Source organism: Sulfitobacter sp. 1A13496, from assembly GCF_043557225.1.
GTDB classification, from domain to species: Bacteria; Pseudomonadota; Alphaproteobacteria; order Rhodobacterales; family Rhodobacteraceae; genus Sulfitobacter; species Sulfitobacter faviae.
In genome coordinates this window covers 318,914-345,057 of sequence record NZ_JBIFFP010000004.1, presented here as the reverse complement: position 1 = coordinate 345,057, position 26,144 = coordinate 318,914, and the positions used below count along the sequence as shown (strand labels likewise).

The following is a 26,144-nucleotide window of genomic DNA, read 5'->3' as shown; positions in this document are numbered from 1 at the left end:
GGCATAGGCCCGCTCAGGTCTCGTCTTGTTCTTTCCTTCGGGTCCGGGCGGGCCGGTTAACTCAGCCAGCGCTTCCGGCGGCGGTAGCTGCGCACGTCGCGAAAGCTCTTGCGGCCTTCGTCAGACATGCCGAGGTAGAATTCCTTCACGTCCTGGTTTTCGCGCAGGTCCTTGGCGGGACCGTCCATCACCACGCGCCCCGATTCGAGGATGTAGCCGTAGTGGGCGAAACGCAGGGCGACGTTGGTGTTCTGCTCGGCCAGCAGGAAGGTCACGCCCTCCTGTTCGTTCACCGATTTCACGATCTCGAAGATCTGCTCCACCAGCTGCGGGGCCAGACCCATCGATGGCTCGTCCAGAAGGATCGTCTCGGGCCGCGACATCAGCGCGCGGCCGATGGCGCACATCTGCTGCTCGCCGCCCGAGGTATAGCCAGCCTGCGAACGGCGGCGCTCCTTCAGGCGGGGGAAATAATTATAGACCATCTCAAGGTCCTGCTGGATCGCGGCATTGCCGTCGCTGCGCGTGTAAGCGCCAGTGAGCAGGTTTTCCTCGATGGTGAGGTGTTCAAAGCAGTGCCGGCCTTCCATGACCTGCACGACCCCCTGTTTCACGATCTCGGCGGGGTCTTGATGCTGGATCGCGCCGCCGCGGTACTTGATCGAGCCCTTGGTGACCTCGCCACGTTCCGAGGCCAGCAGGCCCGAGATCGCCTTGAGCGTTGTTGTCTTGCCCGCGCCATTGCCGCCCAGAAGCGCGGTGATGCCGCCCTTGGGCACGTTCAGGCTGACGCCCTTCAGCACGAGGATGACGTGGTTGTAGATCACCTCGATATTGTTGACCTCGAGCAGGTTGTCGACTGCGACGTCATTGGTGTTGGCGGCATCCAGCATGGGCATGACCTTTCTTGGGGTTCGAAGATGTCCCCGGCCACCCGCAAGGTGGCCGGGAGCAGGGTTCTTAGCAGTTGCCCTCGATGGCGTTTTCCTCGGCATAGGCCGAGCTGTCGGCATCGATCAGCGGCTGGATCACGTCTTGGTCGGACTGCATGAAGTCCGACACGAGGTTCCATTCCTTGGCCTCGGCATCCCACTGCGTCACGGCCACGAAGCCTTCGCCGCCGTGGTTCTCGCAGGAGACGGAGAACTCGGGGCCGAAGTCCGGCAGGCCAAGCGCCGCCATCTTCTCTTCGGTGATCTCAAGCTGCTCCATCCCGTCGCGCATCTGGCCGCTGGTGATGTCGGTCACGCCGTGGATTTCCTGCGCGGTGCGCGCGGCCTCGGCCACCAGCATCGCGGCGTAGATGCCACGGTTGTAGAGGACTGAGCCGACCTGATCGCCTGCGCCCGCGGCCTTGCCCGCGTCGACAACGTATTTCTGAAGGTCGTCATAGAGCGGGTAATCGGAACCGACGTTGTGGAAGGTCAGCGCCTTGTAGCCATCGGCCTTGGCGCCCGCGGCCAGCACGTCGTTCTCGGAGCCGGACCACCAGATGCCGATGAACTTGTCCATCGGGAAGCGGATGTTGGCGGCTTCCTGAACGGCAACCTGGTTCATCACGCCCCAACCGTACATGATCACATAGTCGGGCTTGTCACGGCGGATTTGCAGCCACTGGGACTTCTGCTCCTGACCGGGGTGGTCAACGGGCACTTCCTTCAGCTCGAAACCATGTTTCTTGCTCAGTTCCTGTAGGGTGCGGATCGGCTCCTTGCCATAGGCGGAGTTGTGGTAGACCAGCGCGATCTTCTTGCCCTCAAGGCTGCCGCCCTCCTGCTCCATGATGTGTTTCACCGCGACCGAGGCGCCATCCCAATAGTTCGCCGGAAAGTTGAACACATGGCTGAAGACATCACCGTTCTTGGCCGAGGTGCGGCCCAAACCGGAGGTCAGCATCGAGATGTCATCGGCGGTGACTTTGGGGATCAACTGGTAGGTGATGCCGGTCGAGAGCGGCTGGTACACCAACGCGCCTTCACCCTTGGTGGATTCGTAGCATTCCACGCCCTTCTCGGTGTTATAGGCGGTCTCGCATTCCGGGACGCGGATGGGCTCGCCACCGATGCCGCCGTCACGCTCATTGAGCAGGGTGAAGTAATCGGCATAGCCGTCGGCGAAGGGGATGCCGCCCGCGGCATAGGGCCCGGTGCGATAGCTCAGCGACGGAAAGACAAGGTCCGCCATCACGGGGCTTGCGGCCATCAGGCCAGCTACGGCCAGTGTTCCCAGTTTGTATTTCATCGGTGTTTCCTCCCTTGGATTGTCCGACTTGGGTGTTTGGGCCGGGTTTCCTCCCTCCGGCCTCGCTTTTCATGGCTCCCGCTTAGTGCGGGAAGGGCCACAATCTCAGTTTTTCCTTGGCCACGCGCCACAGCTGCGCCAGCCCGTGCGGCTCTGCGATCAGGAAGACCACGATCAGCCCGCCCACGATCACCAACTGCAGGTGCGCCACGATATCCGTGGGCCAGCCCAGCCAGTCCACGCCGACGATCTTGAGCAAGACAGGCAACAGTACAAGGAACGCCGCCCCGGCGAAGCTGCCAAAGATGCTGCCCAAGCCGCCGATGATGATCATGAAGAGCACGAGGAACGATTTGTTGATGCCAAAGGCTTCGCCCACTTCGACCGCGCCGAGGTAGATCGAGAAGAAGAGCGCGCCGGAGATGCCGATGAAGAAGGAGCTGACCGCAAAGGCCGTGAGCTTGGCGCGTAGCGGGTTCACCCCGATGATCTCGGCGGCGATGTCCATGTCGCGGATGGCCATCCACTTGCGGCCTACCGAGCCGCGCGTCAGGTTGCGCGCCACCAGGGCCGAGCCCACAGTGAAGATCAGGCAGAACATATAGGTCGCCCAAGCCTCGGTATTGGGGCCGGTGATCAGGATACCGAAGGTGTCCCGTTCGGGCGCGCTGATCTGGCCCGAGGCGGAGTAGTTATAGAACCACGGCACCCGGTTGAACAGCCACACGAGGAAGAACTGCGCCGCCAGCGTGGCCACGGCAAGGTAGAACCCCTTGATCCGCAAAGACGGCAGGCCGAAGAGCGCACCGACCGCGGCGGTGATGCCGCCCGCCAGCAGGATGTGGATGAACATGCTGACCTCGGGCATGGCCGTCATCAGCTTGTAGCAGGCGTAAGCCCCCACCGCCATGAAGCCCCCGGTGCCGAGGCTCACCTGCCCGCAATAGCCCACGAGGATGTTCAGCCCGATCGCCGCGATGGCGTAGATCAGGAAGGGCAGGAACAGCGAGTTCACCCAGTAATCGTTGACCACGAAGGGCACGACGAAGACCGCGATGAACAGCACCAGATAGTAGCGGTACCGGTCGAACCGGATCGGGAAGGTCTGCTGGTCCTGGGCGTAGGATGTGTTGAAATCGCCCGCTTCACGATAGAACATTAGACTGCTTTCCCTTCTGCGGTAGTCATTTGCACTGCGTTTGCCTGCAATGCCGTGCGATAGGGTGCGCGCGCGCCGCGCACCAAGCCGTTATCAAACCCGTTCAATGATCTTCTCCCCGAAGAGGCCCTGCGGGCGGAAGACAAGGAAGACCAGCGCCAGCATGTAGGCGAACCAGTTCTCGGTCGCGCCGCCAAGGAAGGGGGCGCCGATGAGGAACTCGAAAAGCTTCTCGCCCACGCCGATGATCAGACCGCCGACGATGGCACCGGGGATCGAGGTGAAGCCGCCCAGCATCAGCACCGGCAGCGCCTTCAGCGCGATGAGCGAGAGCGAGAACTGCACGCCCGACTTGGCACCCCACATGATCCCCGCGACCAGCGCCACGAAACCCGCGAGCGACCAGACGAGGATCCAGATGAAGTTCAGCGAGACACCGACCGAAAGCGCGGCCTGATGGTCGTCCGCCACGGCGCGCATGGCGCGGCCCTGCTTGGTGTATTGCGCGAACATCACCAGCCCGATCACGAGCACCGCCGCGACGATGGAGGCCACGATATCGAGGTTGTCGATGAAAAAGCCGTAGCCGGTGGCGTTATAGGTGAATTCGTCGATCCAAACGTTGATGCCCTGCGGCAGACCGACATCGAGCGTCTTGATCTCGGACCCCCACATCAGGTCGCCCACCCCTTCGAGGAAATAGGCCAGACCGATGGTCGCCATGAAAAGGATGATCGGCTCTTGCCCCACGAGGTAGCGAAAGACAAAGCGCTGCACGCAATAGGCCAGCACGATCATCACGACCATGGTCAGCACGATGGCAAGGAACGCCGGAATGTGCCAGCCGAAGTGATGCACCTCGGTGCCAAGGATCGCGTTGATCAGATGGCCGAAAGGCACCTGCCCTTCCATGATCCCCACCAGCGTCAGCGCGGCAAAAAGCGCCATGACGCCTTGCGCGTAGTTGAAGATGCCCGAAGCCTTGTAGATCAACACGAAGCCAAGCGCCACGAGCGCGTAAAGCACCCCGGCCATCAGCCCGTTGAGAAAGACCTCGATCGTAAACGCCAGTTGCTCAGGCATCATTGGCCCTCCCCAAAGTCAGAACGGCAGTGTCGTTGCGGGTGATCAAACGGGCCTCAGTCATGGGCCACCCCCAGATAGGCGTCGATCACCTCTTGGTTGTTGCGCACCTCGTCGGGCGAGCCGTCGCCGATCTTGCGGCCGTAATCCATCACGACCACGCGGTCGGACAGGTCCATGACCACGCCCATGTCGTGTTCGATCAGCGCGATGGTGGTGCCGAACTCGTCGTTCACGTCGAGGATGAAGCGGCTCATGTCCTCTTTCTCTTCGACGTTCATGCCCGCCATCGGCTCGTCCAGCAGCAGGATCGTCGGCTCGGCGGCCAGCGCGCGGGCCAGTTCGACCCGTTTCTTCAGACCGTAGGGCAGACGCGCCACCGGTGTCTTGCGGATCGCCTGAATCTCCAGAAAGTCGATGACCTTCTCGGCGATCTCGCGGTTCTCGATCTCTTCGCGCTCGGCTGCGCCTTTCCAGAAGGACTGCGCCAGCATCCCGGTCTTCATCTGCGTCAGACGCCCCGTCATCACGTTGTCGAGCACCGACATGCCCTCGAACAGCGCGATGTTCTGGAAGGTCCGGGCGATGCCCTGCTGGGCCACCTGATAGGGTTTCATCGGGGGCCGCTTGGCACCCTTGTACCAGACCTCGCCCTCCTGCGGGACATAGAAGCCGCTGATCACGTTGAGCATCGAGGACTTGCCCGCCCCGTTCGGCCCGATGATCGCACGGATTTCGCCCTCGCGGATGTCGAAGGAAATATCCTTGATCGCCTCCACACCGCCGAAGCGCAGGGTGATGTTCTTCATCTCCATCACCGTCGGGCCGATGGTGCGGCCGTCGTCGGTGACATAGCTGTCAGCCTGATCTTTCACGCTGTCCCTTTCCATAGTTCCCGCCTGTCCGGCGCTGGCCGCGCTCATTCCGCTGCCATCCGGCGGCTGACCGGCTGCACCGCGGCGTCGCGGATCTCAAGCGTCGCCTTGATCGAGCCCTTGCGCCCGTCCTCATAGGTCACTTCCGTCTCGGTGCTGACCTTGTCGGACCCGTCATAGAGGGCGGCGATGATATCGGCGTATTTCTCTTCGATGATCTTGCGGCGCACCTTGCGGGTGCGGGTCAGCTCGCCATCGTCGGCGTCGAGTTCTTTGTGCAGCACCACGAAACGATGCACCTGACAGACCGAGAGCATCTCGTCCTCGGCGACCGAACGGTTCACCTCCTCCACATGAGACTGGATCGTGTCCATCACCTGCGGATGCCGTGCCAGTTCTTGGTAAGAGGCGTAGCCGATGTTGTTGCGCTCGGCCCAGTTGCCCACCGCCGTCAGGTCGATGTTGATGAAGGCGGTGCATTCGGTGCGCTGGTTGCCGAAGACCACGGCCTCAAGGATGTTGGGGAAGAACTTGAGCTTGTTCTCCACATATTTCGGCGCGAAGAGGCTGCCGTCGGCCATCTGGCCCACGTCCTTGGCGCGGTCGATGATGCGCAGATGGCCCGAGCCTTCCTCGATGAAGCCCGCGTCGCCGGTGGCGACCCAGCCTTCCGGGTCTTTGGTGTCGGCGGTGCTTTCGGGATTCTTGTAGTATTCCACGAAAACCCCCGGCGAACGGTAGAAAACCTCGCCATTGTCGGCGATCTTCAACTCCACCCCGGGACAGGTCACGCCCACGGTATCGCTGCGCACCTCGCCATCGGGCTGCGCGGTGATGAACACCGTCGCCTCGGTCTGGCCGTAGAGCTGCTTCAGGTTGATGCCGAGCGAGCGGTAGAAATCGAAGATTTCAGGCCCGATCGCCTCACCGGCGGTATAGCCCACGCGCACGCGGCTAAAGCCGAGGGTGTTCTTCAGCGGGCCATAGATCATCAACTCGCCCAACGCGTATTTCGCGCGGTCCCAAGCGGACACTTTCTTGCCGTCCAGAATAGCGGGACCGACCTTGCGGGCATGGGCCATGAAAGTGTCAAAAAGCCATTTCTTGAACCGGCTCGCGTCCTCCATGCGGATCATGACGGAGGTCAGCTGCGTCTCGAAGACACGCGGCGGGGCGAAGTAATAGGTCGGCCCGATCTCGCGCAGGTCGACATGCATCGTGTCGGCGCTTTCGGGGCAATTGGTGCAGAACCCGGTCCAGAGCGCTTGGCCCACGGAGAAGATGAAATCCCCCACCCAAGCCATCGGCAGATAGGCGAGGATCTCGTCGGTGCGTTTGAGGTTGTCGAACTCCGACGAAGACTTCGCGGTCTCGATCACGTTGCGGTTGGACAGCACCACGCCCTTGGGCTTTCCGGTGGTGCCCGAGGTATAGAGCATCACGCCGGTGGAATCGTAGTTCAACTTGGCCTGACGCGCCTCAAGCTCGGCAATGTGCTTCTCGCGGTTAGCGCGGCCCATCTCCTGCACGGCGGTGTATTGATCCAGCTTGGAATGGTCGTATTTACGCAGCCCGCGGGGGTCGAGGTAGATCATTCGCTCGAAGTCGGGCAGCTGGTCCTGCACTTCGATGATCTTGTCGACCTGCTCCTGATCGCCGACCACGGCCAGACGCGCGCCGCAGTGGCCCATGACATAGGCCATCTCTTCGGCATTGGCGTCTTGGTACAGCGGCACCGGCACGGCGCCGGCCATTTGCGCGGCCATCATCGCCCAATAAAGGTAGGGACGGTTGCGCCCAATGATAGCGACGAAATCGCCCTCGTTCAGGCCCAACTCCAGAAACCCGAGCGCCAGCGCCTCGACCTCGTCGCGGGTCTGCGACCAGGTCCAGCTTTGCCAGATCCCGTATTCCTTCTCCCGGTAAGCGGGGGCGTTTGCGAATTCACTTGCGTTGCGGTGCAACAGCGCCGGCACGGACTGAGGTCCGTCGGCACGCGTCAGCGGCTTGGCCAAATTGTCTTCCTCCCATGCCCGCCCTCCCCGGCGGGTTCGATCGCTTGTGCGATTCTATGATCCCACAAGTGACGTTCTCTTTTTTGTGGAGGTCAACTTTTTCCTGATCTTTTCCGAATTCTAACGAATTGTTACAGCCCCTCCGCGCGCCATTTTCGCTAGTCGATCCCATTGGCGCGCTGCACCTCGCGCACATAGCTCACGATTGATTTCACCTCTGCCGGGGTAATCCCTTCGACCGGGGACATATTGCCGAAAGACCAGTGATGCTGGCGCACGCCATTGGTGGCCGCGACCATGAAGGATGCGTCGCCGTGGTGGCTGGGCTCATAGATCTTGTGGATCAGCGGCGGACCAACCCCCTCGCGCCCAGCGGCGTTGCCCCCGTGGCAGGCGGCGCATTTCGCTTTGAATGCCCGCGCGCCAATCTGCGCGGGGCCGCTCAGGCTCTCCGGCACGGTGACCTTCACCATGGCCGCGCCGCTGGCAGCGGGGGCCGGGGCCTCTTCGGCCTGCCACCAAATATACCCGCCTCCCAAGACCAGCGCCGCCGCTGCGCCTGCTCCGATTTTCTTGTTCATGCTCTGCCTTTCCGGTTTCCATTCGGCGCGCTTCTCGGGGCCTCCAGCGCAAGAAGGTCAAGCGCGATTTACGCGCGGCTCTTTGCCTTTCGCCCGCGCGGTGCTAGCCCTATGCGAAAGGATGCCGATGCAGATCACCGACGACCAAACCAAAGCGCTGACCAATGCCGGTCTAAACCTGATCGCTCAGGCGCTGACCATCTATGACAGCGACCTGCGTCTCGCGGTCTGCAACGCCCCGTTTCAATCCATGTTCGACCTGCCCGACCGGCTGGTGACCCCCGGCGCGCCCTTTGAGGATACGATCCGCCATCTGGCTGGCACCGGCGAATATGGCGAGGTGGGGGATGTCGACGCTTTCGTCGCCGAACGGGTGGAACAGGCCCGCGCCTTCGTGCCGCATTATATGGAGCGGACCCGCTCGAACGGGCGCACCATCAGCGTCGAAGGCTCACCCCTGCCGCAGGGCGGCTGGGTCACCGTCTATACCGACATCACCAACACCAAGCGGCAAGAGGCGCTGTTGCGCGCACGCTCAGACGCGCTGAGCGATCAACTGCTGTCCCATGCCGAACAACTGGCCGCCACGAACCGCCAGTTGGAGGCGACGATCACAGCGCTGGAGGAGGCCAAACGACAGGTCACCGAAAGCGAGGCACGCACCCGGCTGACGACCGAGATGATGCCCGCCCATATCGCCCATGTCGACGCGAGCGGACATTACATCTACTCCAACCGCCGCCTTAGCAGCGTGATGCCGGGGCGGCCCAGCAACATCTACGGGCTGCATATCAGTGACGCGCTTGGGGCGGCGGCCTATGCGCGGATCAAGCCCGCGCTGACCCAAGCCTATGCGGGCAGCCCGGCGGTGATCGAATTCACCCATGACGAATCCGCCCGCCGCATCCGCGGTGCCTTTACCCCCGATGGGAGCGGCGGGGTCTATATCCTGTCTATGGACATCACCGAAGAGACCCAGACCCGTGTCGCCCTGCAACAGACGCTGAAACGCGAGTTGGCCTCGCGGATGATCTCAGGCCTCGCGCATGACTTCTCGAACCTTTTGACGATCATCCTCGGGATGCAGTCAAAACTCGCCCGCCTGCCCGACATGCCACCGCAAGCGGGCGAATTGGTCGAAGGCACCTTGGCCGCCGCGCGGCGCGGCGGCACGCTGCTGAGTTCCATCGCCGATGTGACCGAACCCCGCGCCCTGCGCCCTGCCGCCACCGACCTCGCCGACCTGCTGAGTGAGCTTTCGACCCTCGCCGCCCCCACGCTGCCGCCGAAATGTGCGCTCATAGTGCGCAATGACGCGCCCGAAGGGTCGGTGCTGATCGACAAAGGGCGGGTGCAGGATGCGCTGTTGAACCTCATCCTCAACGCCCGCGATGCCTGTGGCGCACATGGGACCATCACGCTGACCCAAAGGCTGGTGCATAACACATGGATCGAATGGGTGATCCACGACACCGGGCCGGGCTTTGCGCCCTCGGCTCTGGAACGCGGGGTCGAGCCGTTCTTTACCACCAAGGGCAGCGAGGGGTCAGGGCTGGGCCTGTCGATGGTCTATGACATGACCAAATCCTCAGGCGGCGATCTGCGGTTGAGCAATGCGCCCGAGGGCGGCGCGCAGATCAGCCTGCGCCTGCCATACCGCGTCGCCGTGCCCGCCACCACCGGGCTGGTGCTGCTGGTCGAGGACACCACCGATATCCGCGCCGTCGTGCGCGACATGCTCATGGATCAGGGCCATTCGGTGATCGAGGCCACCAGCGCGGATGAGGCCACCGCCCTCATCGCCGATCTGCCTGACATCGCGCTGGTGCTGTCGGACATTCAGCTTTCGGGCGAGGGCACCGGGATCGACCTTGCCCGCCGTGTCGGCAGCAGCTTGCCGCTCTTGCTGATGACCTCCCTGCCCCCCGATCACCCGCTTTTCGTTGAGGCGCAGACCCTCGCGCCGGTGCTGCGCAAACCCTTTGAAAAAAACGATCTGCAAGCCTTGATCGCCCCATTGAAAGCCACCGACCCATGAGCCGTGATACCGCCCCGCGCCCGCTGGTCACCATTCTGGATGACGAACCCGAAATCCGGCAGATGCTGTCGGACACGTTGCAGGAAGCGGGCTTCGACACGCTCAGCTTTGGCCGCGCGCGGGCCTTTGAGGCCGCATTGGCCAGTCATACGCCCGATGTCTGCCTTGTCGATCTGTCGCTGCCCGACACCGACGGGCTGACGCTGGTGCACCGTCTGGCGCTTGAGCAGGGCGCCATCGTGATCATCATCTCGGGCCGCGCGCAGGTGCAGGACCGGGTCACGGGGCTGGAGTTGGGGGCCGACGACTACATCATCAAACCCTTCGACCCGGCCGAGGTCGTGGCCCGCATCCGTGCCCGCCTGCGCAGCGCCAAGCCGACGCCGCAGGCCGGCACCACGGCGCGGTTCAACGGCTGGACCGCGCATTTCGACCGTTATGTGCTACAGGATGCCACGGGCGCCGAGGTCACCTTCTCCCATGCCGAGGGTGAGGTGCTGCGGCTCTTCCTCGACGCCCCGAAACGGCTGATTAGCCGCGCGCAGATGCAAGAAAGCCTCGGCGGTGTCGCCTCGGAAAGTTTTGACCGGGCGATGGACGTGCGCATCTCGCGGCTGCGCACGAAACTGGGCGAAGACCCGAAGAACCCGCAGTTGATCAAGACGATCTACGGCGCGGGTTATATCTTCCTCGGCGACGTGGACTGGGACTGAGCGCGTTTAGAGCGCCACCACCGCCCGCCCCAACACCTCGACTGCCGCGACCAAATCGGCCTCATCCGTGTCTTCTTCGAAGGCATGGCTGATGCCGTTGATCGAAGGGGCAAAAAGCATCGCCACCGGCATCAATCGCGCCACATTGGTCGCGTCATGCAAAGCACCAGAGGGCATCCTGCGCCATTTGCCGGGGGCCACGGCTTCAGCCGCCTCCGCCAGCGCATCGCGCAGCCGCGCGTCCATGGCAACCGGCTCCAGCCCCAGCATCGGGCCAAAGCTCAGGTCCATCCCGCGTGTCTGGGCCACCTCTTCGGCGGTCTCTCGGATGACCTTCTCCATCCGCCCCAGACGGTCACTGTCGCCATCGCGCCATTGCATGGAGAACACGGCCTTGCCCGGCACGATAGACGAAGCATTGGGGTGCAGGCTGACATGGCCGATGGTCCAGACGGTGCTGGGCGTCACCACATTGCGCAGCCGGTCGTTCAGCAGACTGTTAAACTCCGACACCGCCTGAAAAGCATCGCGCCGCACCGCCATCGGCGTGGTGCCCGCGTGGTTCTGCTGGCCTTCGAAGGTCACTTTCATGTCGCGGATGCCCACGATGTCAGAGACGACGCCGATCTGCTCACCGCTGTCATCCAGTGTCGGCCCCTGTTCGATGTGCAACTCGATATAGCCGGTGAACTGCGCGGGATCGACGGGGCCGGTGACCATACCCGCCATCGCGCGGCGCGCCTCGGCCAAGCTGACCCCGGCGTCGTCGGTAAAGCCATCGGCCTTTGCCTGATCCAACGCGCCGGACCAGACGGTCGAACCGGTGGTCACGCCAAAGCGCCCCTCTTCGTCCTGAAAGGACACGACCGAGACTGCAGGCCCTCCGGCCTCACCCGCCGCCCGGGCGACTTCAAGCGCGGCGATCACGCCCAAGGCCCCATCAAGCCAGCCGCCTTCGGGCTGGCTGTCGGAATGCGACCCCAACAGGATCGACGGCTCCTCGGCCAAGCCAAAGAGGTTGCCCATCGCGTCGACCTCGACCTTCAGCCCCGCGTCGCGCATCCGCCCAGCAAGCCATTCGCGCGCTTCCACATCGGCGGCGGAATAGGCCGGGCGCACCACGCCCTTGCCCACACCCGCAGCGCCGATGGCGCGCAGATCATGCAGGTCTTTCAAGAAACGGGCGGCATCAATCTTCATTCTTCCAAACTTTCCTTACTCGGCGGCGACGGCCCCTTTCGCCGCCTCCACCTTAACGGCAGAGAACTTAAACTCCGGGATCTTGCCATAGGGGTCAACCGCTGGATTTGTCAGGATATTCGCCGCCGCTTCGACATAAGCGAAGGGCAGGAAAACCATGTCGGGCGCCACGGCGCGATCCGCACGGGCCATGATCTCGATACTGCCGCGTTTGGTCGACAGCCGCACATGCTCCCCCGGGGTCACACCAAGACGGCGCAGGGTCGAGGGGTGGAGCGAGCAATTCGCCTCCGGCTCCAGCCCATCTAGCACCTTGGAGCGCCGGGTCATCGAGCCGGTGTGCCAATGTTCCAACTGGCGCCCAGTGGTCAGGATCATCGGATAGGCGTCGTCCGGCGCGTCATCCGGCGCCACGATCGCGGCGGGGGTGAATTTGGCGCGGCCTTCGGGCCGGGGGAACCCCTCGCTAAAGACAATGGCCTGCCCGGGATCGTTTTCGCTGAGCGACGGGTAGGTCACCGCATTCTCCTGAGCCAGCCGCTCCCAGGTGATGTTGTCGAGCGAGGCCATGTTGCGCTTCATCTCGGCAAAGACCTCCGCCGGGCTTTCGTAGTCCCAGCCCAGCCCCAGCCGCTTGGCCAGTTCCACCTCGATCCACCAATCCTCGCGCGCGTCTCCGGGCGGCGTCACCGCCGGGCGGCCCATCTGCACCTGCCGGTTGGTGTTGGTCACCGTGCCGGATTTCTCGGCGAAGGCCGAGGCGGGGAGGATCACGTCGGCGTAGTTTGCCGTCTCGGTCAGGAAGATGTCCTGCACCACGAGGTGGTCGAGCTTCGCGAGCGCCGCCCGCGCGTGATCGACATCCGGGTCCGACATCGCCGGGTTTTCACCCAGCACATACATCGCCTTGATCTCGCCCTCGTGCACCGCGTCCATGATCTCTGTCACCGTGAGCCCCTTCTCGGCGCTGAAATCGCCCGAGCCCCAGACCTCGGTGAAGGCCGAGCGCACGCCGTCGTCGCCGACGGGCTGGTAGTCGGGCAGGAACATCGGGATGAGGCCCGCGTCCGAGGCGCCCTGCACGTTGTTCTGCCCGCGCAGGGGGTGCAGCCCGGTGCCGGGGCGGCCGACATGGCCGGTCATCAGCGCGAGGCTGATCAGGCAGCGCGAATTGTCGGTGCCGTGGATGTGCTGGCTCACCCCCATGCCCCAGAAGATCATCCCCGCCTTGGCCCCGGCGAAGGTCCGCGCCACGTCGCGCAGCACCTCGGCCTCGATGCCGCAGACGGCGGCCATGGCTTCGGGCGGGAAATCCTTCAGGTGCGCCTTCTCGGCCTCCCAATTCTCGGTATAGGCCTTAATATATTGCTCGTCGTAGAGACCTTCCTCCACGATCACATGCATGATCGCGTTGAGCATTGCCACGTCGGTGCCGGGGCGGAACTGCAGCATGTGCGAGGCGAAGCGCCGCAGCCCCTGCCCGCGCGGGTCCATGACGATGAGCTTGCCGCCGCGCTTGGTGAACTGCTTGAAATAGGTCGCAGCGACGGGGTGGTTCTCCACCGGGTTGGCACCGATCACGATGGCCACATCGGCGTTCTCAATCTCGTTGAAGGTGGCGGTGACGGCACCGCTCCCGACATTCTCCATCAGCGCCGCGACCGAGGACGCATGACACAGCCGCGTGCAGTGATCGACGTTGTTGTGCCCGAACCCCTGCCGGATCATCTTTTGGAACAGATAGGCTTCCTCATTGGTGCATTTGGCACTGCCGAAACCCGCCACCTCGCGCCCGCGCCCTTTCAGGCCCTTGGCGGCAAAATCGAGCGCCTCGTCCCAAGTCGCCTCGCGGAACACCTCGTCCCAGTTGCCAGGGTCGACGTTCAGCCCCTTGGCGGGCGCGTCGTCGCGGCGGATCAGCGGCTTGGTCAGGCGGTGCTCGTGGTGGATGTAGTCGAAGCCAAAGCGCCCCTTGACGCAGAGCCGCCCCTCGTTGGCCGGGCCATTGATCCCCTCGACATATTTGACCTTGTTGTCCTTCACCTTCAGCGAGATCTGGCAGCCGACGCCGCAGAAGGGGCAGACGCTGGCGACCTCCTTGTCAAAGTCGGCAGAGTCACCGACCTGCGCCTCGTCGACCACGCTGGCGGGCATCAGCGCGCCGGTGGGACAGGCCTGCACGCATTCGCCGCAGGCCACGCAGGTCGAGGCACCCATGGGATCGCCGATGTCGAAGACCGGATAGGCGTCATGGCCGCGTCCCGCCATGCCGATCACGTCGTTGACCTGCACCTCACGGCAAGCGCGAACGCAAAGGTTGCACTGGATACAGGCGTCGAGGTTCACGCGCATGGCGACATGGCTGTCGTCCAAAAGCGGCACGCGGTCGCGCTCCAACTTGGGAAAACGGCTTTCCTCTACGCCATTCAGCGCCGCCATCTCGCGCATGTGGCTCGACTTGTCATGCGCCACGTCCTGCGCAGGCTGGTCGGCCAGCAGCAGTTCCATCACCATCTTGCGCGCATTCTCGGCCCGGGGGTTGTTGGTGGTGACGACCATCCCCTCGGCAGGTTCCCGGATGCACGACGCCGCCAGCACACGCTCGCCCTCGATCTCAACCATACAGGCGCGGCAATTGCCATCGGGGCGGTAGCCGGGGGCGGGTTTGTGGCACAGATGCGGGATTTTCAAACCCCGACCGTTCGCGACCTCCCAAATGGTCATGCCGGCCTCGGCCTCGACGGTCTGCCCATCAAGCGTGAATGTGATCCTCTCGGCCATGGCTGCCCCCTCCCCTTGGCTATTGCCCAAACTATAGGCAAAATCCGGCGCTTGTCAGGGGCCAATCCCGACACCCCGTCACGGATAAACGCCGCGGCGGTGCATTGGGGCGCAGTGCATTGTATGGCCCGACAAGCTGCCCTATCACTTGGGCGAACAGTGAAAGCCATTTGATGTCCCACATTACCCTGATCCGCCACGGCCAAGCCAATTCCACCGCCAAGGACGAGCTGAGCTATGATCAACTCAGCCCGCTTGGCCATGAGCAAGCCGCGTGGCTGGGCGACCATCTGCGCCAGAGCGAGACCTACCACACAAGGCTCTATACCGGCACGCTGACCCGCCATATCGAAACGGCGGAGGGGATGAACACCGGGCTGGAGCCCATTCGCGACGCGCGGTTGAATGAGCTGGAGTATTTCACCCTCGCCAATCTGATGGAGCAGCAGCACAAGGTGCCCTTCCCCCGCGAGGGCGAGTTCGTGCACCACCTGCCGCAGGTCTTCGACTATTGGAAAGCGGGCAAGCTTGCCGATACGCCCGAAACCTACGAGAGCTTCGAGACGCGGGTGCAATCCGTCCTTGCCGAGATTGCCGAGGGCGAAGGCCCGGCGCTGGTGGTGACCTCGGGCGGGCTGATCTCACTGGCGATGGCGCAGGCGATGGGCGTCGGGATTCCGGCGATGGCACGGCTGGCGCTGGCGATCATGCATACTTCGATGCACCGGCTCTTTCCCATCGGCGGGCATTGGTCGCCGGTGCTGTTCAACGCGGTGCCGCATCTTGACCGGCCCGACCGCCGCCTTGCACAAACGCATATGTAACCCCTCGCCCGCGAAAGGCTGACCCATGCTGAAACTTCACTACGCCCCCGGCACGATCTCGGTCGCCGTTGCCATCGCCCTCGAAGAAGCGGGGCTGGCCTATGAGCCGGTGAAGGTCGATTTCGCCGGCGCCGAACAGACCGCCGCACCCTATCTGGCGCTGAACCCCAAGGGCCGGGTGCCGACCCTCGTGACCGAAGCGGGCAGCGCCCTGACCGAGACCGGCGCGCTTTTGGACTATGTCGCCGCCCGCGCGCCCGATGCGGGGCTGGTCCCTGCCGCCCCTGAACGCGCGGCGCATATGCGCGGGGTGATGTATTACCTCGCCTCGACCATGCATGTGGCCCACGCGCATAAGATGCGCGGCCACCGCTGGGCCGATCAGCAATCCAGCTTTGACGATATGAAAGCCAAGGTGCCACAAACCATGGCCGATTGCACCGCCTATATTGAGAACCACGCCTTTAGGGGTGACTTCGTGGCGGGTGATGCCCTGTCGCTGGCCGATCCCTATCTCTTTGTCGTCTCGGGGTGGCTGGCCGGTGACGGGGTCGACCGTGCGGCCTACCCACGGCTCGACGCCTTCGCCGCCCGGATGGAAGACCGCGACAGCGTCAAGGCCATGCGCGCGAAAGGATTCTTGGCATGACCCACCTATGGCTCCGCGCCGAGCAGCGCGACAATGAGACCCGCACCGGACTGACGCCCGAAGGGGCCGCCGCGCTGATCGCATCCGGCACGAAGGTGAGCATCGAAGACAGTGACAGCCGCGTGATCCCCACCGCCGCCTATGCGCGGGCGGGCTGTGAGATTGTTCCGGCCCATAGCTGGCCCGAGGCCCCGCGCGATGCGGTGATCTTTGGCCTCAAGGAACTGCCCGAAGACGGCACGCCCCTGCCGCATACGCACATCATGTTCGGCCATGCCTACAAGGGCCAATCCTCGGGCCGCAAACTACTAGAGCGGTTCAAGGCCGGCGGCGGCGCGCTGCTGGATTTGGAGTACCTGACCGATGACGATGGCCGCCGCGTTGCCGCCTTTGGCTATTGGGCAGGCTTTGCGGGGGCAGCCGTCTCGGTCAAATGCCGCATCGCGCAGCTGCGCGGAGAGACCTGCGGGCCGGTTGCGCCCTACGCTAACGCCGAAGCGCTGAAAGCCGCATTGAGCGAAGAACTCGCCCAAGTCGACGCGAGCGGCGACCGCGCGCTCGTGATCGGGGCCTTGGGCCGGGTGGGACGCGGGGCGAGCGATCTTTGCGCGGCACTTGGCATCCCCGTCACCGGTTGGGACATGGCAGAGACCGCCCACGGCGGACCCTTCCCCGAAATCCTCGACCACGCCTATTTCTTCAACTGCATCCTCGCAGGGCCAGACACCCCCGCCTTCGTCCGCCCCGATGCCCCTCAGGCCGAGCGCGCCCTGCGCGTGATCGGCGACATCGCCTGCGACCCCGACAGCGCCTTCAACCCGGTGCAGGTCTATGACCGCGCGACCACTTGGGCGGAGCCAGCGCTGCGCGTGCATGACGCGCCGCCGCTGGATGTCATGGCCATCGACAACCTGCCATCCATGCTGCCGCGCGAAAGCTCAGAGGATTTCGCGGGCCAGTTGCTGCCGACGCTCCGGGCGCTGCCGGAGACGGATCATGCCGTCTGGCAACGTGCGCGAGATCTGTTCACTCAGCATGTCGCCGAGGTCTGACCTTCAGGAAAAGAACCGGTAGTACAGCCAATCCGGCAGGAAGCGCCCCAAACGGAACAGCAGTGAGAAGCCATAAGGAAAATCCAGTTTAAAACTGTCGCTGTTCATATGCTCGAAGACGCGCCGCGCGGCGTCATCGGGCTCCATCAAAAAGGGCATTTTGAAATCGTTCTTGTCGGTCAACTGGGTCTTGATAAAGCCCGGGTTGATCGCCTGCACCTGCACGCCGGTCTTGCGCAGATCGGCATGCATGCATTCCGCCAGCGACAGCGTCGCCGCCTTGGAGGCCGTATAGCCGATGGAGCCGGGCAGCCCGCGATAGGCGGTCAGGCTGGAGGTGATGACGATATGCCCGTGATTGCGGGCGACCATCTGCGGCACCACCTGCCCCAAGACGCGCATCAAGCCGGTGAAGTTCACGTCGGCCATGGTCACCCCATGTTTCGCGTCCCAATCCCGCGCGCCAAAGGGCCAATAGGCCCCCGCCAGATAGACCAGCCCGTCGATCGGCCCCACGTCCTTGGCGGCCTGTGCGACGTCTTCGTCATCGGTCACATCCATGACCCGCACCCGCGCCCGCCCCGGCAGCGCCTGCGCGAGCTCGGTCAGCTTGTCTTCGGACCGGGCAGAGAGGATCACCTCGGCCCCGGTGCGGCTCAGCTGATGCGCCAGTGCCGCGCCAAGCCCGTCGCTCGCGCCCACCAGCCAATAGGTCTTGCCTTGCCAGTCTTTCATCTTTCCTCCGCCGGTCGCAGGGTGGCGACCAATTCTGCTACTTTGATCCCGAACTTCCGAAACTGGCTGCGATTGACGATGGTGCCATCGGGGGTGAGATACATCCAATCGACGGTTTTCAGCACATGGCTGCCCAGTTCCTCGGGCAGTTGGATACGATAGCGCAACTGCAATGTCGGACCAGCCTGAACGCCCTGCCCCACCCCGATCACATCCGGCGCGGTGCTGGTGAAACGGCCATTCTCGCCCAGTGTCACGGTCCATTCGCGCTGCTGACGCGAACCATCGTTATAGCGAAAACTCTCGGCAACCGTGGCGACATCGCCCTCCCAAGACACGTCGAACTTGGCCGTGAAACTGCTGGTGACCCGACCAAGGGGGCCGAAAATCACGCCCTCGCAGATCATCTCATCGCGCAGATGCAAACGCAGGTCGAAGACGGGGAAGGAATCCACATAGTCGCTGGGCGATTGCCCGTGAAACTCCCCCAACCGGCGGCGCAGGAAGGTGAGCAATAGACCAAGGCCCAGCCCGACAGCGATAAAGATCAGCGGCTCTGTCACGATGTCTCCACGTCTTTTGCACCGGCGAGAAGAGCGATCGCCAGCAATTTCAGGGCGCAAGGTACACCGGCATAGAACCAGATCAACAGGGAGATGGATGTGTCGGAACTGGTTCCCGTCGCGGTCTGCAACCCTGCGCCTTCTAGGGCGGGAAGTAGGGCCGCCGCCGCGAAAGCCAAGGTCAGTTTGGACACGAAAGACCAAAGGCCAAAGCCTTCGGCCGCCGAGGGAGAGATCTGCGCCATGCGGCTGGCGAACATGGCAGGCAGTAGGGTGAGGTCGGCCCCCAAGACCGCGCCGGAAGCCAGACAGACCAAGGCGAACAGCACCACATCCCCCGGACCCAGAAACAGCGCCCCGCCGAAAGCGGCGATGCCCAAGGCCATCGCCGCCAAGAGCACCCGGCGCGGGCCGTGGCGTTCGGCCAGCATCCCCCAAAGCGGTGCTGCCGCAGCCGCCGCGATGAAAAACAGCAGCAAGAGCGGCCCCTCCCATCCCGGTGCCTCAAGCGCCAGTTCGACGTAAAAGAGAAACAGGGTCGAGGTTACGGCCACCGGGGCGGCATTGACCAAAGCGATCAGCAACAGCCGCCGCGCCTGCCCGTCACGCAAGACCGTGCCGAAACCGCTCGCGCCCGGCAGTCCTGTCGCCCGCCACTCCCTGCGCATCGCCACCACGGCCCAGAGCGCCAGAACCGCGAAGCCCACCGCGAAACCGGCAAAAGGCCGATCCAGCGCCAAGCCCAGCAGCAGGGGCGCAACAGAGGCGAGACAGACGCCCAAAAGCGCCCCGGTCTCGCGCCAGCGGGCGAGGGTCAGATGCCCGGCCCCCGGCAGGCTGTCGGACTTGGCCACCCCTTGGGCATAGAAACAGATGGTCAGAAAGCTGAAGGCCGAGAAGACCAGCGTCAGCATCAGCGCGAACCACAGCACGGGCGCCATCGGCGCGGGCACCGCGAAAAGCCCCAGCATCGCCAGCGCCATCACCGCCCCCGCCACCGTCACCGCCAGCCCGCGTTTGTGGCGCAGCGCTTGGGCCAGCCATCCGAGCGCGGGGTCTTGCACCACGTCCAACAGCCGCAATCCAAAAAGCACAGAGCCAAGGGCCGTCAGCGAAACCCCGTATTCATCGACATAGAACTTCGGCGCGTGAATGTAGATTGGCAGCCCCGCCGAGGCGAGCAATGCGGCGAAAAGCGCATAGGCGGGCAGCCGGGCCGCGCGCGCCCTCATCGCCCGCCCGCGCCATGGGCCGCATCGCGGGAAACCTCGACCTGCGGTGCCTCGGGGCGGTTGCGGAACCCCGCCCCCTTGAGCCAGAGTTTCAGCGCCTGCCAATGGATCAACGCCAGCACCCGCCGCGCCCCAAAAGGGCGGCGCAGCAGCGACCAGAGGATACGGCCATTCGTCAGCGGCGCACGCGGCCCGGTCAAGGTGGCGATCAACCCGTTCTTCCCATCCGTGAAATCGATCCAGATGCCGATCCGCTCGGCGCTGATGTCAAAGCGAAAGACATAGCCGCCCGAGATGTCCTGAAAGGGCGAGACATGCATGAGTTTCGCGGCCCGCAAGCGATCCTCGGGCGCGATGGGGCGCAGATCGGGGTGATGGCAAAGATAGGAATGCCGGTCGCCATAGGTATTCGTGACCTCGGCGATCACGGCGATCAGCGCATCATCGGCCCGACGGCAGAGCCAAAAGCTGGCCGGGTTGAAGACATGGCCCAGCACCCGCGGCTGCGCCAAAAGTTCGATCCGCGCGACCCCGGTGATGTCATGCGCGGCCAGGACATCGCGCACCCAAGAGGCCCCGCGCCCCTGCCCCGGCGCGCCGCCGTGGTCGCTGTCGTGCAGGCTGGTCACACTCGCGCCGTTGCGGGCGAAAAGCGCGGGCGCCGTCAGCACCTCGGCCTCGGCATCGCAGATCACATAGTCAACCGAATAGCGGAAACGGTTCTCAACCGCGCCCTTGCGGCCATGGAAGGTCTGGCCGCGGATATGATCGACCTGCGCCGTCACTCCGCCGCCAAGGGCGCCGCCCGCGCGGCCTGCAGCCGTTCGACCACATCCACCGCGCTGGCCAGCCCGTCTTCGTGGAAACCATTGCGCAGCCATGCGCCGCAGAACCATGTGTTATGGCTGCCGTTGAAGGCGCGTACCTCGTCCTGCGCGCCCAAGGCGGCAAGGTCATAGACCGGATGGCGCAGGGTCACTTGGTCATAGATCAGTTCTTCGCGGATGGTGCGTTTGGTGTTGAGCGTGACAAAATGCGGATCGTCCTGCGGGATCGGTTGCAGCGAGTTCATCCAATAGGTCAGGTCAATCCGGTCGGACTTCTGCTCGCGATCCTCAGTATAGACCCACGATGCCCAAGTGGAGCGCCGCTTGGGCATGATGCTGGCATCGGCATGCAGCACGATGTCATTGGGCTGGTAGCGGATGGCGCCGAGGGCGCGTTGTTCAGCCTCGGTCGGGTCGGACAGCATCGCCAGCGTGTCGTCGGAATGGGTGGCAAAAATCACCTCGTCGAAGGCCTCCCACTCCCCGCCATAGGCGCGGACCTCGGCCCCCTGCGCCGTGCGGCGCACCGCTTGCACGGGGCTGTCGGTGCGCAGGTCGACACCTTTGGCGCGCAGAGCACTCTCCAACCGGTCGACATATTGGCGCGAGCCGCCTTTGACCGTGTACCATTGATGCTGACCGGAATAGTTCAGCAGCGCGTGGTTTTCGAAGAAATTGACCATGGCATGGGCGGGGAAATCCATGATCTTTTCCGTCGGGGTAGACCAGATCGCGCCCGACAGGGGCGACAGGTAGAAGTCGCGGAAATATGGCCCGGTGCCCAGCTGGTCGAGAAACTCCGCGATGGTCATCGACGGGTCGCGCGACACCGCCAGCGCGTTCTTGTTGAAATGCAGAATGTCCCGCAGCATCCGCAGAAAGGGCGGGCTAAACATATTGCGTTTCTGGGCGAAGACCGCGTTGAAATTGGTCAGCGCATATTCCAGCCGCCCGCCATCAATCGACGCGCCAAAGCTCATGTTCGAGGGTACGACCGGCACGTCCAATTCCGCAAACAGCGCCGCAAGATGCGGGTAGTTGGCATAGTTGAACACGATGAAACCGGTATCGACCGGCTGATCGCCATTCTTGCCCGCGATCACCGTCCGCGCATGGCCGCCGATCTTGGCCCCCGCCTCATAGAGGGTGACGCGGTCCGCAGGTGCCAGCATATGCGCCGCCCCCATGCCGGAAATCCCGCCGCCAATCACGGCGACACGCCGCCCAAGCGGCTGTGGAGGGAGGGTACTGTCGTTCAGAGCTTCGAAAGGCATAGGCGTCCTGCTTTGGTCCGGAACTTTGGATATGGGGCACCCACGGGTAAAGGGGAGTTAAAGTTGCAGCGCCCGATAGATTTTCTTGGAAGAATGCACGCAGCACCGCGACCGCGTGCAAAGCCCCTTGGAGGGCACTAGGACAGCAGGCTGTCGAGCGCCGCTTGCCCGCGACTGAGCTGGCCCAAATAGCTGTCGGTGTCGATATTGGCCCCGCAGACGATCACGCCGACGCGCCGCCCGGCCAATTGCCCGCGCAGGGGGCCGAGCGCCCCCGCCATCGCAGCCCCGGCGGCAGGTTCCACCGCCAGTTTCGCCGCCTGTTGCAGCACCACCATCCCGGCGCAGATCGCATCGTCGCTTACCGTCACCACATCGTCGACATAGACCGCGCAAAGCGCATGGCCGAAAGGCAGCGCCATCGGCGGGCCAAGGCTGTCGGCGATTGTGTTGACCTCAGGGATCGTCACCGGCGCACCGGAGGCGAAGCTTTGCGACATGCTGTCGGCGCCCTCGGGCTCCACGCCATAGACCCGACAAGCGGGGTTGATCGCCTTGACCGCGGCGGCGACACCGCTGATCAGCCCGCCACCGCCGACAGAGACGACGACCGCGTCCAAATCCGCCACCTGCGCCATCAGTTCCAGCCCCACCCCGGCGGTGCCGAGCGAGGTGTGCAGCCCCTCGAAAGGATGGATAAAGAACCGCCCCTCTTCGCGCACCAACCGCTCGGCCTCGGCAAAGGTCTCTTGCCCGGCGGGTTTCAGGATGACCTCGGCCCCGGTGGCACGGGCGAGGGCGACGCGAAAGGGGTTGGCATTGTCCTGCATCACCACCTTGGCGCTGATGCCAAGCTTGGCCGCGGCCCAGCCTGCGGCAATTGCGTGGTTGCCCGCGCTGGCCGCGGTAATCCCGCGCCCGCGGGTGTCATCGTCAAGCTGTCGCGCCACCGACAGCGCGCCGCGGGCCTTGAAGGTGCCGGTATGCTGGAAACACTCCAGTTTGAGCGCGACCCGCGCGCCGCCCAGCACCTCGTCGATCATGGGAGAAGACAGCGTCACCACCGGTGTTTGCAAGATATCGCTGCGCAACGCGGCGGCCCGCGTCTGCATCGCCTCCAGCGTCATCCCGGTAATGTCCACGTCGTTCATTCAGCCGTTCCCTTCGGGTGTCCTTAGGGGAACAATAGCCTCGGTTTTGTCTTCTGCCAGTTCTTCGAAGTCGAAATTATGCAAGCGGCCCGCGCGTTTGGCGGCTTTTTCGCTGCTGACTTTGATCTCTTCGACATCGCGCCGCGCTTGGCTGAAATGCCGATCAAGGTTGCCGACACGCATCGCCAGACGCTCGACATCCTTGTTCAGATTGCCCAACTCGCGGCGGATCGCGCCTGCCTGTTCGCGCATCCGCGCATCTTTCAGGATCGCGCGCATGGTGTTGAGCGTGGCCATGCAGGTGGTCGGGCTGACGATCCAGACGCGTTTCTCAAAGCCTTCGCGCACGAGTTCGGAAAAATTCGCGTGCAACTCGGCATAGACCGCCTCGGAGGGCAGGAACATCAAGGCGCCTTCCGCCGTCTCCCCCTCCAGAATATATTTGTCGGCGATGGCATTGAGGTGCACCCGCACGGCGGTCTTCATCTGCTGGGCGGCGGCGCGGGTCTCGGCTTCGGTCTTGGCGCGGCGCAGGGCCTCATAGGCTTCCAGCGGGAATTTACTGTCGATCACGATGGGGCCCGGCGGGTTGGGCAGATGGATCAGGCAATCCGGCCGCTTGCCGTTGCTAAGCGTGGCTTGCAGCGAATAGCTGTCCGAGGGCAGCGCTTTCGACACGATGTCGCGCAGTTGAATTTCCCCGAAAGACCCGCGGGTCTGTTTGTTGCTCAGGATATCCTGCAGCGACAGCACATCGCCCGACAGTTTGGTGATATTGTCCTGCGCCTTGTCGATGGAGGCGAGCCGTTCCTGCAATTGCGCAAGGCTGGAGGTGGTGCGTTTGGACGAGCCGTGCAGCGTCTCGGTCATGCGCTGCTGCATCTCGGCCAGCGAGCGGGCCGAGCGGGCGGCGTTGTCGGCCAGACGGTCCTGCATCTGCTGCTGAACATAGGCCAGCCGCGCTTCCATCGTCTGCATCATCTGCGCTTGGGTATTGCTTTGCGTGTCCGAGACCATTTGCAGCCCCCCGCGCAACTGCTCCTGCCCCTGCCCCAATTGCTGCACATGGCCGCCAAGCACCCGCATCTGCTGCGCCAAGGGGGCCGCCACACGGGCCGAACGGCCCGCGGCGCGGACTGCCATAATGAGCAGGATGACGATGAGCAAGAGCAGCCCCGCGCCCCCAAGGGCCAAGAGCGTTACAGGGTCGGAGAGGGTCAGGGTCGTGCCGCCAAGCTCCATCAAGTGCGCCCGAAGAGCCGTTCGATATCGGCGAGTTTGAGTTCGACATAGGTGGGCCGCCCGTGGTTGCACTGGCCCGAATGCGGCGTCGCCTCCATCTCGCGCAAGAGCGCGTTCATCTCTTCGGCGCGCATCCAGCGGCCCGAGCGGATCGAGCCATGACAAGCCACCCGGCTTAGGATCGCTTCGATCTTTGCCTGAACGATGTTGCTGCTCTCGCCCTCGGCCAATTCATCGAGCACGTCGAGGATCAGCGCACGGGCGTTCACGGTGCCGAGGATCGCAGGCGTCTCGCGCACCGCGATGGCGCTGCCGCCGAAAGCTTCGATGCCAAGGCCGAGTTTCGCCAGTTCCTCCGCCAGCTCCAGCAGGCGCGCGCAGTCATTGGCGGACAGTTCGACGATCTCGGGGATCAGCAGCGCTTGGGCCGCGACGCCGTTCTCGTTCATCTGCCGCTTGAGTTTCTCATAGACCAGCCGCTCATGCGCGGCGTGTTGATCGACGATGACCATGCCATTGGCGGTCTGGGCGATGATGTAATTTTCGTGCACCTGCCCCCGCGCGGTGCCAAGCGGGTAATCAGGGGCGGGCGCGGCTTCTTCCGCTTCGGGGGCGGCGGCATGGCTCGGCGCGGGGGTCTCGTCCAGCGGCGTGCCCTCCACCCGGCCCCAAACGCCTGCGGTCTCGGCAAAACCGGGGGCCTGCGCCTGATAGGCGGCCTCTCGTGCGGCGGGGCTGGGCCGGTTCATGCCCGCGCGGTCCATCTGGTAGACCCGCGCGCCCTGCGGCTCAGGCTGCATCGCGCCCAAGGTCGCCTGCGCCACGGTGGTCGAGGCGCGGTGGCCCGCTTCAGCCAGCGCGTGGCGCAGGGCCGAGACGATCAGCCCGCGCGCCAACCCCGGATCGCGAAAGCGCACTTCGGATTTCGCGGGATGCACGTTCACATCGACCAGCGTCGGCGGGCATTCCACGAAAAGCGCCGCTGCCGGGTGACGGTCGCGGCTGAGGAAATCGAAATAGGCGCCGCGCAGGGCGCCCGTCAGCAGCTTATCCCGCACCGGGCGGCCATTCACGAAGAGATATTGCGCCACGGCAGAGCCGCGCGAGTAGGTCGGCAGAGCAGCGAAACCGGTCAGATGCAGCCCCTCGCGCATGGCGTCGATGGGCAGGGCATTCTCGGCAAACTCCCGGCCCAGCACCTGCGCCAGACGGCCATGCAGCGCATCGAAGAGATCGCCCTGCTCGGCCTCGGCGCGGAACACATCCCGGCCCTTACCGTCACCCGAGACATCGCGCAGCACGAAACGCACAAAAGGCTCGGCCATGGCCAGCCGTTTGATGACATCGCCAATCGCCTGCGCCTCGGCCCGGTCGGTGCGCAGGAACTTGAGCCGCGCAGGCGTGGCAAAGAACAGATCGCGCAGGGTGACGATGGTGCCGCCGTTCAACGCCGCCGGGCGCACCTCGCCCATGCGGCCCCCGTCGACGGTGATCTCGGCCCCGTCGAACCCGGCCGCGCGGCTGGTAATCGTGAGCCGCCCGACAGCGCCGAGCGACGGCAGCGCCTCGCCGCGGAAGCCGAAGGTGTGGATATCCAGCAGGTCGGAGCCGTCGATTTTAGAGGTCGCATGACGCGATAGGGCCAGCGGCAAATCTTCGGGCGCGATGCCGCAGCCATCGTCCGTCACCCGGATCATCGTCTTGCCGCCATCGGCATATTCCACGGTGATGCGCCGCGCGCCCGCGTCGATGGCGTTCTCAACCAATTCCTTGACCGCCGAGGCGGGCCGTTCGACCACCTCGCCCGCGGCGATGCGGTTGATCGCGGAATCGTCCAACTGACGGATGACGGGGCGAACTTCGCTTATATTGGGGGTCGGGCTCGGCATACCGCAAGACCTAGCATGGC

At 64.1% G+C, this 26,144-nt stretch carries 22 protein-coding genes; 5 read left to right on the top strand and 17 right to left on the bottom strand.

Annotated features, from left to right (window positions below):
- Positions 1-56: 56 nt before the first annotated feature.
- The 7 genes from ACGYLX_RS12265 to ACGYLX_RS12235 all read right to left on the bottom strand — a co-directional run bounded on the left by ACGYLX_RS12265 (position 57) and on the right by ACGYLX_RS12235 (position 7,954).
- Positions 57-893 (bottom strand): ABC transporter ATP-binding protein, encoded by an 837-nt coding sequence (locus tag ACGYLX_RS12265; protein WP_067267747.1) that lies wholly within the window; start codon positions 891-893, stop codon positions 57-59.
- 67 nt (positions 894-960) lie between these two features.
- A complete protein-coding gene (locus ACGYLX_RS12260; RefSeq protein ID WP_394449771.1) occupies positions 961-2,241 on the bottom strand; it encodes an ABC transporter substrate-binding protein in 1,281 nt (426 codons plus the stop codon).
- A gap of 82 nt (positions 2,242-2,323) precedes the next feature.
- Positions 2,324-3,400 carry a branched-chain amino acid ABC transporter permease gene (locus tag ACGYLX_RS12255; RefSeq protein WP_067267750.1) on the bottom strand — a complete coding sequence of 359 codons (1,077 nt, stop codon included), beginning with the start codon at positions 3,398-3,400 and terminating at the stop codon, positions 2,324-2,326.
- A 93-nt stretch (positions 3,401-3,493) separates the two neighbouring features.
- A complete protein-coding gene (locus ACGYLX_RS12250) occupies positions 3,494-4,483 on the bottom strand; it encodes a branched-chain amino acid ABC transporter permease (protein WP_271688894.1) in 990 nt (329 codons plus the stop codon).
- Positions 4,484-4,539: 56 nt separating this feature from the next.
- Positions 4,540-5,358, bottom strand: a complete 819-nt coding sequence (locus tag ACGYLX_RS12245; protein WP_209218595.1) for an ABC transporter ATP-binding protein — start codon at positions 5,356-5,358, stop codon at positions 4,540-4,542.
- 44 nt (positions 5,359-5,402) lie between these two features.
- Complete coding sequence (locus tag ACGYLX_RS12240) at positions 5,403-7,373, bottom strand: AMP-binding protein (protein WP_394449769.1); 1,971 nt, start codon at positions 7,371-7,373, stop codon at positions 5,403-5,405.
- Between the two features lie 158 nt (positions 7,374-7,531).
- Positions 7,532-7,954 carry a c-type cytochrome gene (locus ACGYLX_RS12235; RefSeq protein WP_394449767.1) on the bottom strand — a complete coding sequence of 141 codons (423 nt, stop codon included), beginning with the start codon at positions 7,952-7,954 and terminating at the stop codon, positions 7,532-7,534.
- 127 nt (positions 7,955-8,081) lie between these two features.
- Here ACGYLX_RS12235 and ACGYLX_RS12230 point away from each other — a divergent pair, with 127 nt between their 5' ends.
- Positions 8,082-9,992 carry a PAS-domain containing protein gene (locus tag ACGYLX_RS12230; protein WP_394449765.1) on the top strand — a complete coding sequence of 637 codons (1,911 nt, stop codon included), beginning with the start codon at positions 8,082-8,084 and terminating at the stop codon, positions 9,990-9,992.
- The gene (locus ACGYLX_RS12225) at positions 9,989-10,705 is read left to right on the top strand and encodes a response regulator transcription factor (RefSeq protein ID WP_394449763.1); all 717 of its coding nucleotides are present in this window, start codon (positions 9,989-9,991) and stop codon (positions 10,703-10,705) included. Before ACGYLX_RS12230 ends, ACGYLX_RS12225 begins: the two co-directional genes overlap by 4 nt.
- A gap of 6 nt (positions 10,706-10,711) precedes the next feature.
- Here the strand turns inward: ACGYLX_RS12225 and ACGYLX_RS12220 are convergent, their stop codons facing one another.
- Both ACGYLX_RS12220 and fdhF read right to left on the bottom strand, forming a co-directional pair.
- Positions 10,712-11,905: a hydantoinase/carbamoylase family amidase gene (locus ACGYLX_RS12220; RefSeq protein WP_394449761.1), complete on the bottom strand. Its 1,194-nt coding sequence runs from the start codon at positions 11,903-11,905 to the stop codon at positions 10,712-10,714.
- A 15-nt stretch (positions 11,906-11,920) separates the two neighbouring features.
- Positions 11,921-14,686 (bottom strand): formate dehydrogenase subunit alpha, encoded by a 2,766-nt coding sequence (fdhF, locus tag ACGYLX_RS12215; RefSeq protein WP_394449759.1) that lies wholly within the window; start codon positions 14,684-14,686, stop codon positions 11,921-11,923.
- A gap of 173 nt (positions 14,687-14,859) precedes the next feature.
- On the opposite strand from fdhF, the gene ACGYLX_RS12210 reads away from it, so the two are divergent.
- Genes ACGYLX_RS12210 through ACGYLX_RS12200 form a run of 3 tightly spaced genes read left to right on the top strand, consistent with a single transcriptional unit; the run spans position 14,860 to position 17,211 of the window.
- The gene (locus tag ACGYLX_RS12210) at positions 14,860-15,510 is read left to right on the top strand and encodes a histidine phosphatase family protein (RefSeq protein WP_209218422.1); all 651 of its coding nucleotides are present in this window, start codon (positions 14,860-14,862) and stop codon (positions 15,508-15,510) included.
- Positions 15,511-15,535: 25 nt separating this feature from the next.
- Entirely contained in the window at positions 15,536-16,159 is a 624-nt protein-coding gene (locus ACGYLX_RS12205) for a glutathione S-transferase family protein (RefSeq protein WP_394449757.1), read from the top strand.
- The gene (locus tag ACGYLX_RS12200; protein ID WP_394449755.1) at positions 16,156-17,211 is read left to right on the top strand and encodes a saccharopine dehydrogenase; all 1,056 of its coding nucleotides are present in this window, start codon (positions 16,156-16,158) and stop codon (positions 17,209-17,211) included. Before ACGYLX_RS12205 ends, ACGYLX_RS12200 begins: the two co-directional genes overlap by 4 nt.
- Positions 17,212-17,214: 3 nt before the next feature.
- On the opposite strand, the gene ACGYLX_RS12195 is transcribed toward ACGYLX_RS12200, so the two are convergent.
- The 8 genes from ACGYLX_RS12195 to mutL all read right to left on the bottom strand — a co-directional run bounded on the left by ACGYLX_RS12195 (position 17,215) and on the right by mutL (position 26,124).
- Positions 17,215-17,946 carry an SDR family NAD(P)-dependent oxidoreductase gene (locus tag ACGYLX_RS12195; protein WP_394449753.1) on the bottom strand — a complete coding sequence of 244 codons (732 nt, stop codon included), beginning with the start codon at positions 17,944-17,946 and terminating at the stop codon, positions 17,215-17,217.
- A complete protein-coding gene (locus ACGYLX_RS12190; protein ID WP_209218426.1) occupies positions 17,943-18,509 on the bottom strand; it encodes a DUF3833 family protein in 567 nt (188 codons plus the stop codon). Before ACGYLX_RS12190 ends, ACGYLX_RS12195 begins: the two co-directional genes overlap by 4 nt.
- Complete coding sequence (locus ACGYLX_RS12185) at positions 18,506-19,741, bottom strand: MFS transporter (RefSeq protein ID WP_394449751.1); 1,236 nt, start codon at positions 19,739-19,741, stop codon at positions 18,506-18,508. The genes ACGYLX_RS12190 and ACGYLX_RS12185 overlap by 4 nt, the downstream gene beginning before the upstream one ends.
- Positions 19,738-20,526: a DUF1365 domain-containing protein gene (locus ACGYLX_RS12180; RefSeq protein WP_394449749.1), complete on the bottom strand. Its 789-nt coding sequence runs from the start codon at positions 20,524-20,526 to the stop codon at positions 19,738-19,740. The genes ACGYLX_RS12185 and ACGYLX_RS12180 overlap by 4 nt, the downstream gene beginning before the upstream one ends.
- The gene (locus ACGYLX_RS12175) at positions 20,523-21,842 is read right to left on the bottom strand and encodes an NAD(P)/FAD-dependent oxidoreductase (protein WP_394449747.1); all 1,320 of its coding nucleotides are present in this window, start codon (positions 21,840-21,842) and stop codon (positions 20,523-20,525) included. The genes ACGYLX_RS12180 and ACGYLX_RS12175 overlap by 4 nt, the downstream gene beginning before the upstream one ends.
- A gap of 137 nt (positions 21,843-21,979) precedes the next feature.
- A complete protein-coding gene (locus ACGYLX_RS12170; protein ID WP_394449745.1) occupies positions 21,980-22,993 on the bottom strand; it encodes a pyridoxal-phosphate dependent enzyme in 1,014 nt (337 codons plus the stop codon).
- Positions 22,994-24,238, bottom strand: a complete 1,245-nt coding sequence (locus ACGYLX_RS12165) for a DNA recombination protein RmuC (protein ID WP_394449743.1) — start codon at positions 24,236-24,238, stop codon at positions 22,994-22,996.
- Positions 24,235-26,124, bottom strand: a complete 1,890-nt coding sequence (mutL, locus tag ACGYLX_RS12160) for a DNA mismatch repair endonuclease MutL (RefSeq protein WP_394449741.1) — start codon at positions 26,122-26,124, stop codon at positions 24,235-24,237. Before mutL ends, ACGYLX_RS12165 begins: the two co-directional genes overlap by 4 nt.
- Positions 26,125-26,144: the final 20 nt, after the last annotated feature.

Bases quoted from the DNA above. Each gene is read 5' to 3' on its own strand.
- ACGYLX_RS12265 (WP_067267747.1), bottom strand. From the start codon at position 893: ATGCTGGATGCCGCCAACACCAATGACGTCGCAGTCGACAACCTGCTC.
- ACGYLX_RS12260 (WP_394449771.1), bottom strand. From the start codon at position 2,241: ATGAAATACAAACTGGGAACACTGGCCGTAGCTGGCCTGATGGCCGCA.
- ACGYLX_RS12255 (WP_067267750.1), bottom strand. From the start codon at position 3,400: ATGTTCTATCGTGAAGCGGGCGATTTCAACACATCCTACGCCCAGGAC.
- ACGYLX_RS12250 (WP_271688894.1), bottom strand. From the start codon at position 4,483: ATGCCTGAGCAACTGGCGTTTACGATCGAGGTCTTTCTCAACGGGCTG.
- ACGYLX_RS12235 (WP_394449767.1), bottom strand. From the start codon at position 7,954: ATGAACAAGAAAATCGGAGCAGGCGCAGCGGCGGCGCTGGTCTTGGGA.
- ACGYLX_RS12230 (WP_394449765.1), top strand. From the start codon at position 8,082: ATGCAGATCACCGACGACCAAACCAAAGCGCTGACCAATGCCGGTCTA.
- ACGYLX_RS12225 (WP_394449763.1), top strand. From the start codon at position 9,989: ATGAGCCGTGATACCGCCCCGCGCCCGCTGGTCACCATTCTGGATGAC.
- ACGYLX_RS12220 (WP_394449761.1), bottom strand. From the start codon at position 11,905: ATGAAGATTGATGCCGCCCGTTTCTTGAAAGACCTGCATGATCTGCGC.
- fdhF (WP_394449759.1), bottom strand. From the start codon at position 14,686: ATGGCCGAGAGGATCACATTCACGCTTGATGGGCAGACCGTCGAGGCC.
- ACGYLX_RS12210 (WP_209218422.1), top strand. From the start codon at position 14,860: ATGTCCCACATTACCCTGATCCGCCACGGCCAAGCCAATTCCACCGCC.
- ACGYLX_RS12205 (WP_394449757.1), top strand. From the start codon at position 15,536: ATGCTGAAACTTCACTACGCCCCCGGCACGATCTCGGTCGCCGTTGCC.
- ACGYLX_RS12200 (WP_394449755.1), top strand. From the start codon at position 16,156: ATGACCCACCTATGGCTCCGCGCCGAGCAGCGCGACAATGAGACCCGC.
- ACGYLX_RS12195 (WP_394449753.1), bottom strand. From the start codon at position 17,946: ATGAAAGACTGGCAAGGCAAGACCTATTGGCTGGTGGGCGCGAGCGAC.
- ACGYLX_RS12185 (WP_394449751.1), bottom strand. From the start codon at position 19,741: ATGAGGGCGCGCGCGGCCCGGCTGCCCGCCTATGCGCTTTTCGCCGCA.
- ACGYLX_RS12175 (WP_394449747.1), bottom strand. From the start codon at position 21,842: ATGCCTTTCGAAGCTCTGAACGACAGTACCCTCCCTCCACAGCCGCTT.
- ACGYLX_RS12170 (WP_394449745.1), bottom strand. From the start codon at position 22,993: ATGAACGACGTGGACATTACCGGGATGACGCTGGAGGCGATGCAGACG.
- mutL (WP_394449741.1), bottom strand. From the start codon at position 26,124: ATGCCGAGCCCGACCCCCAATATAAGCGAAGTTCGCCCCGTCATCCGT.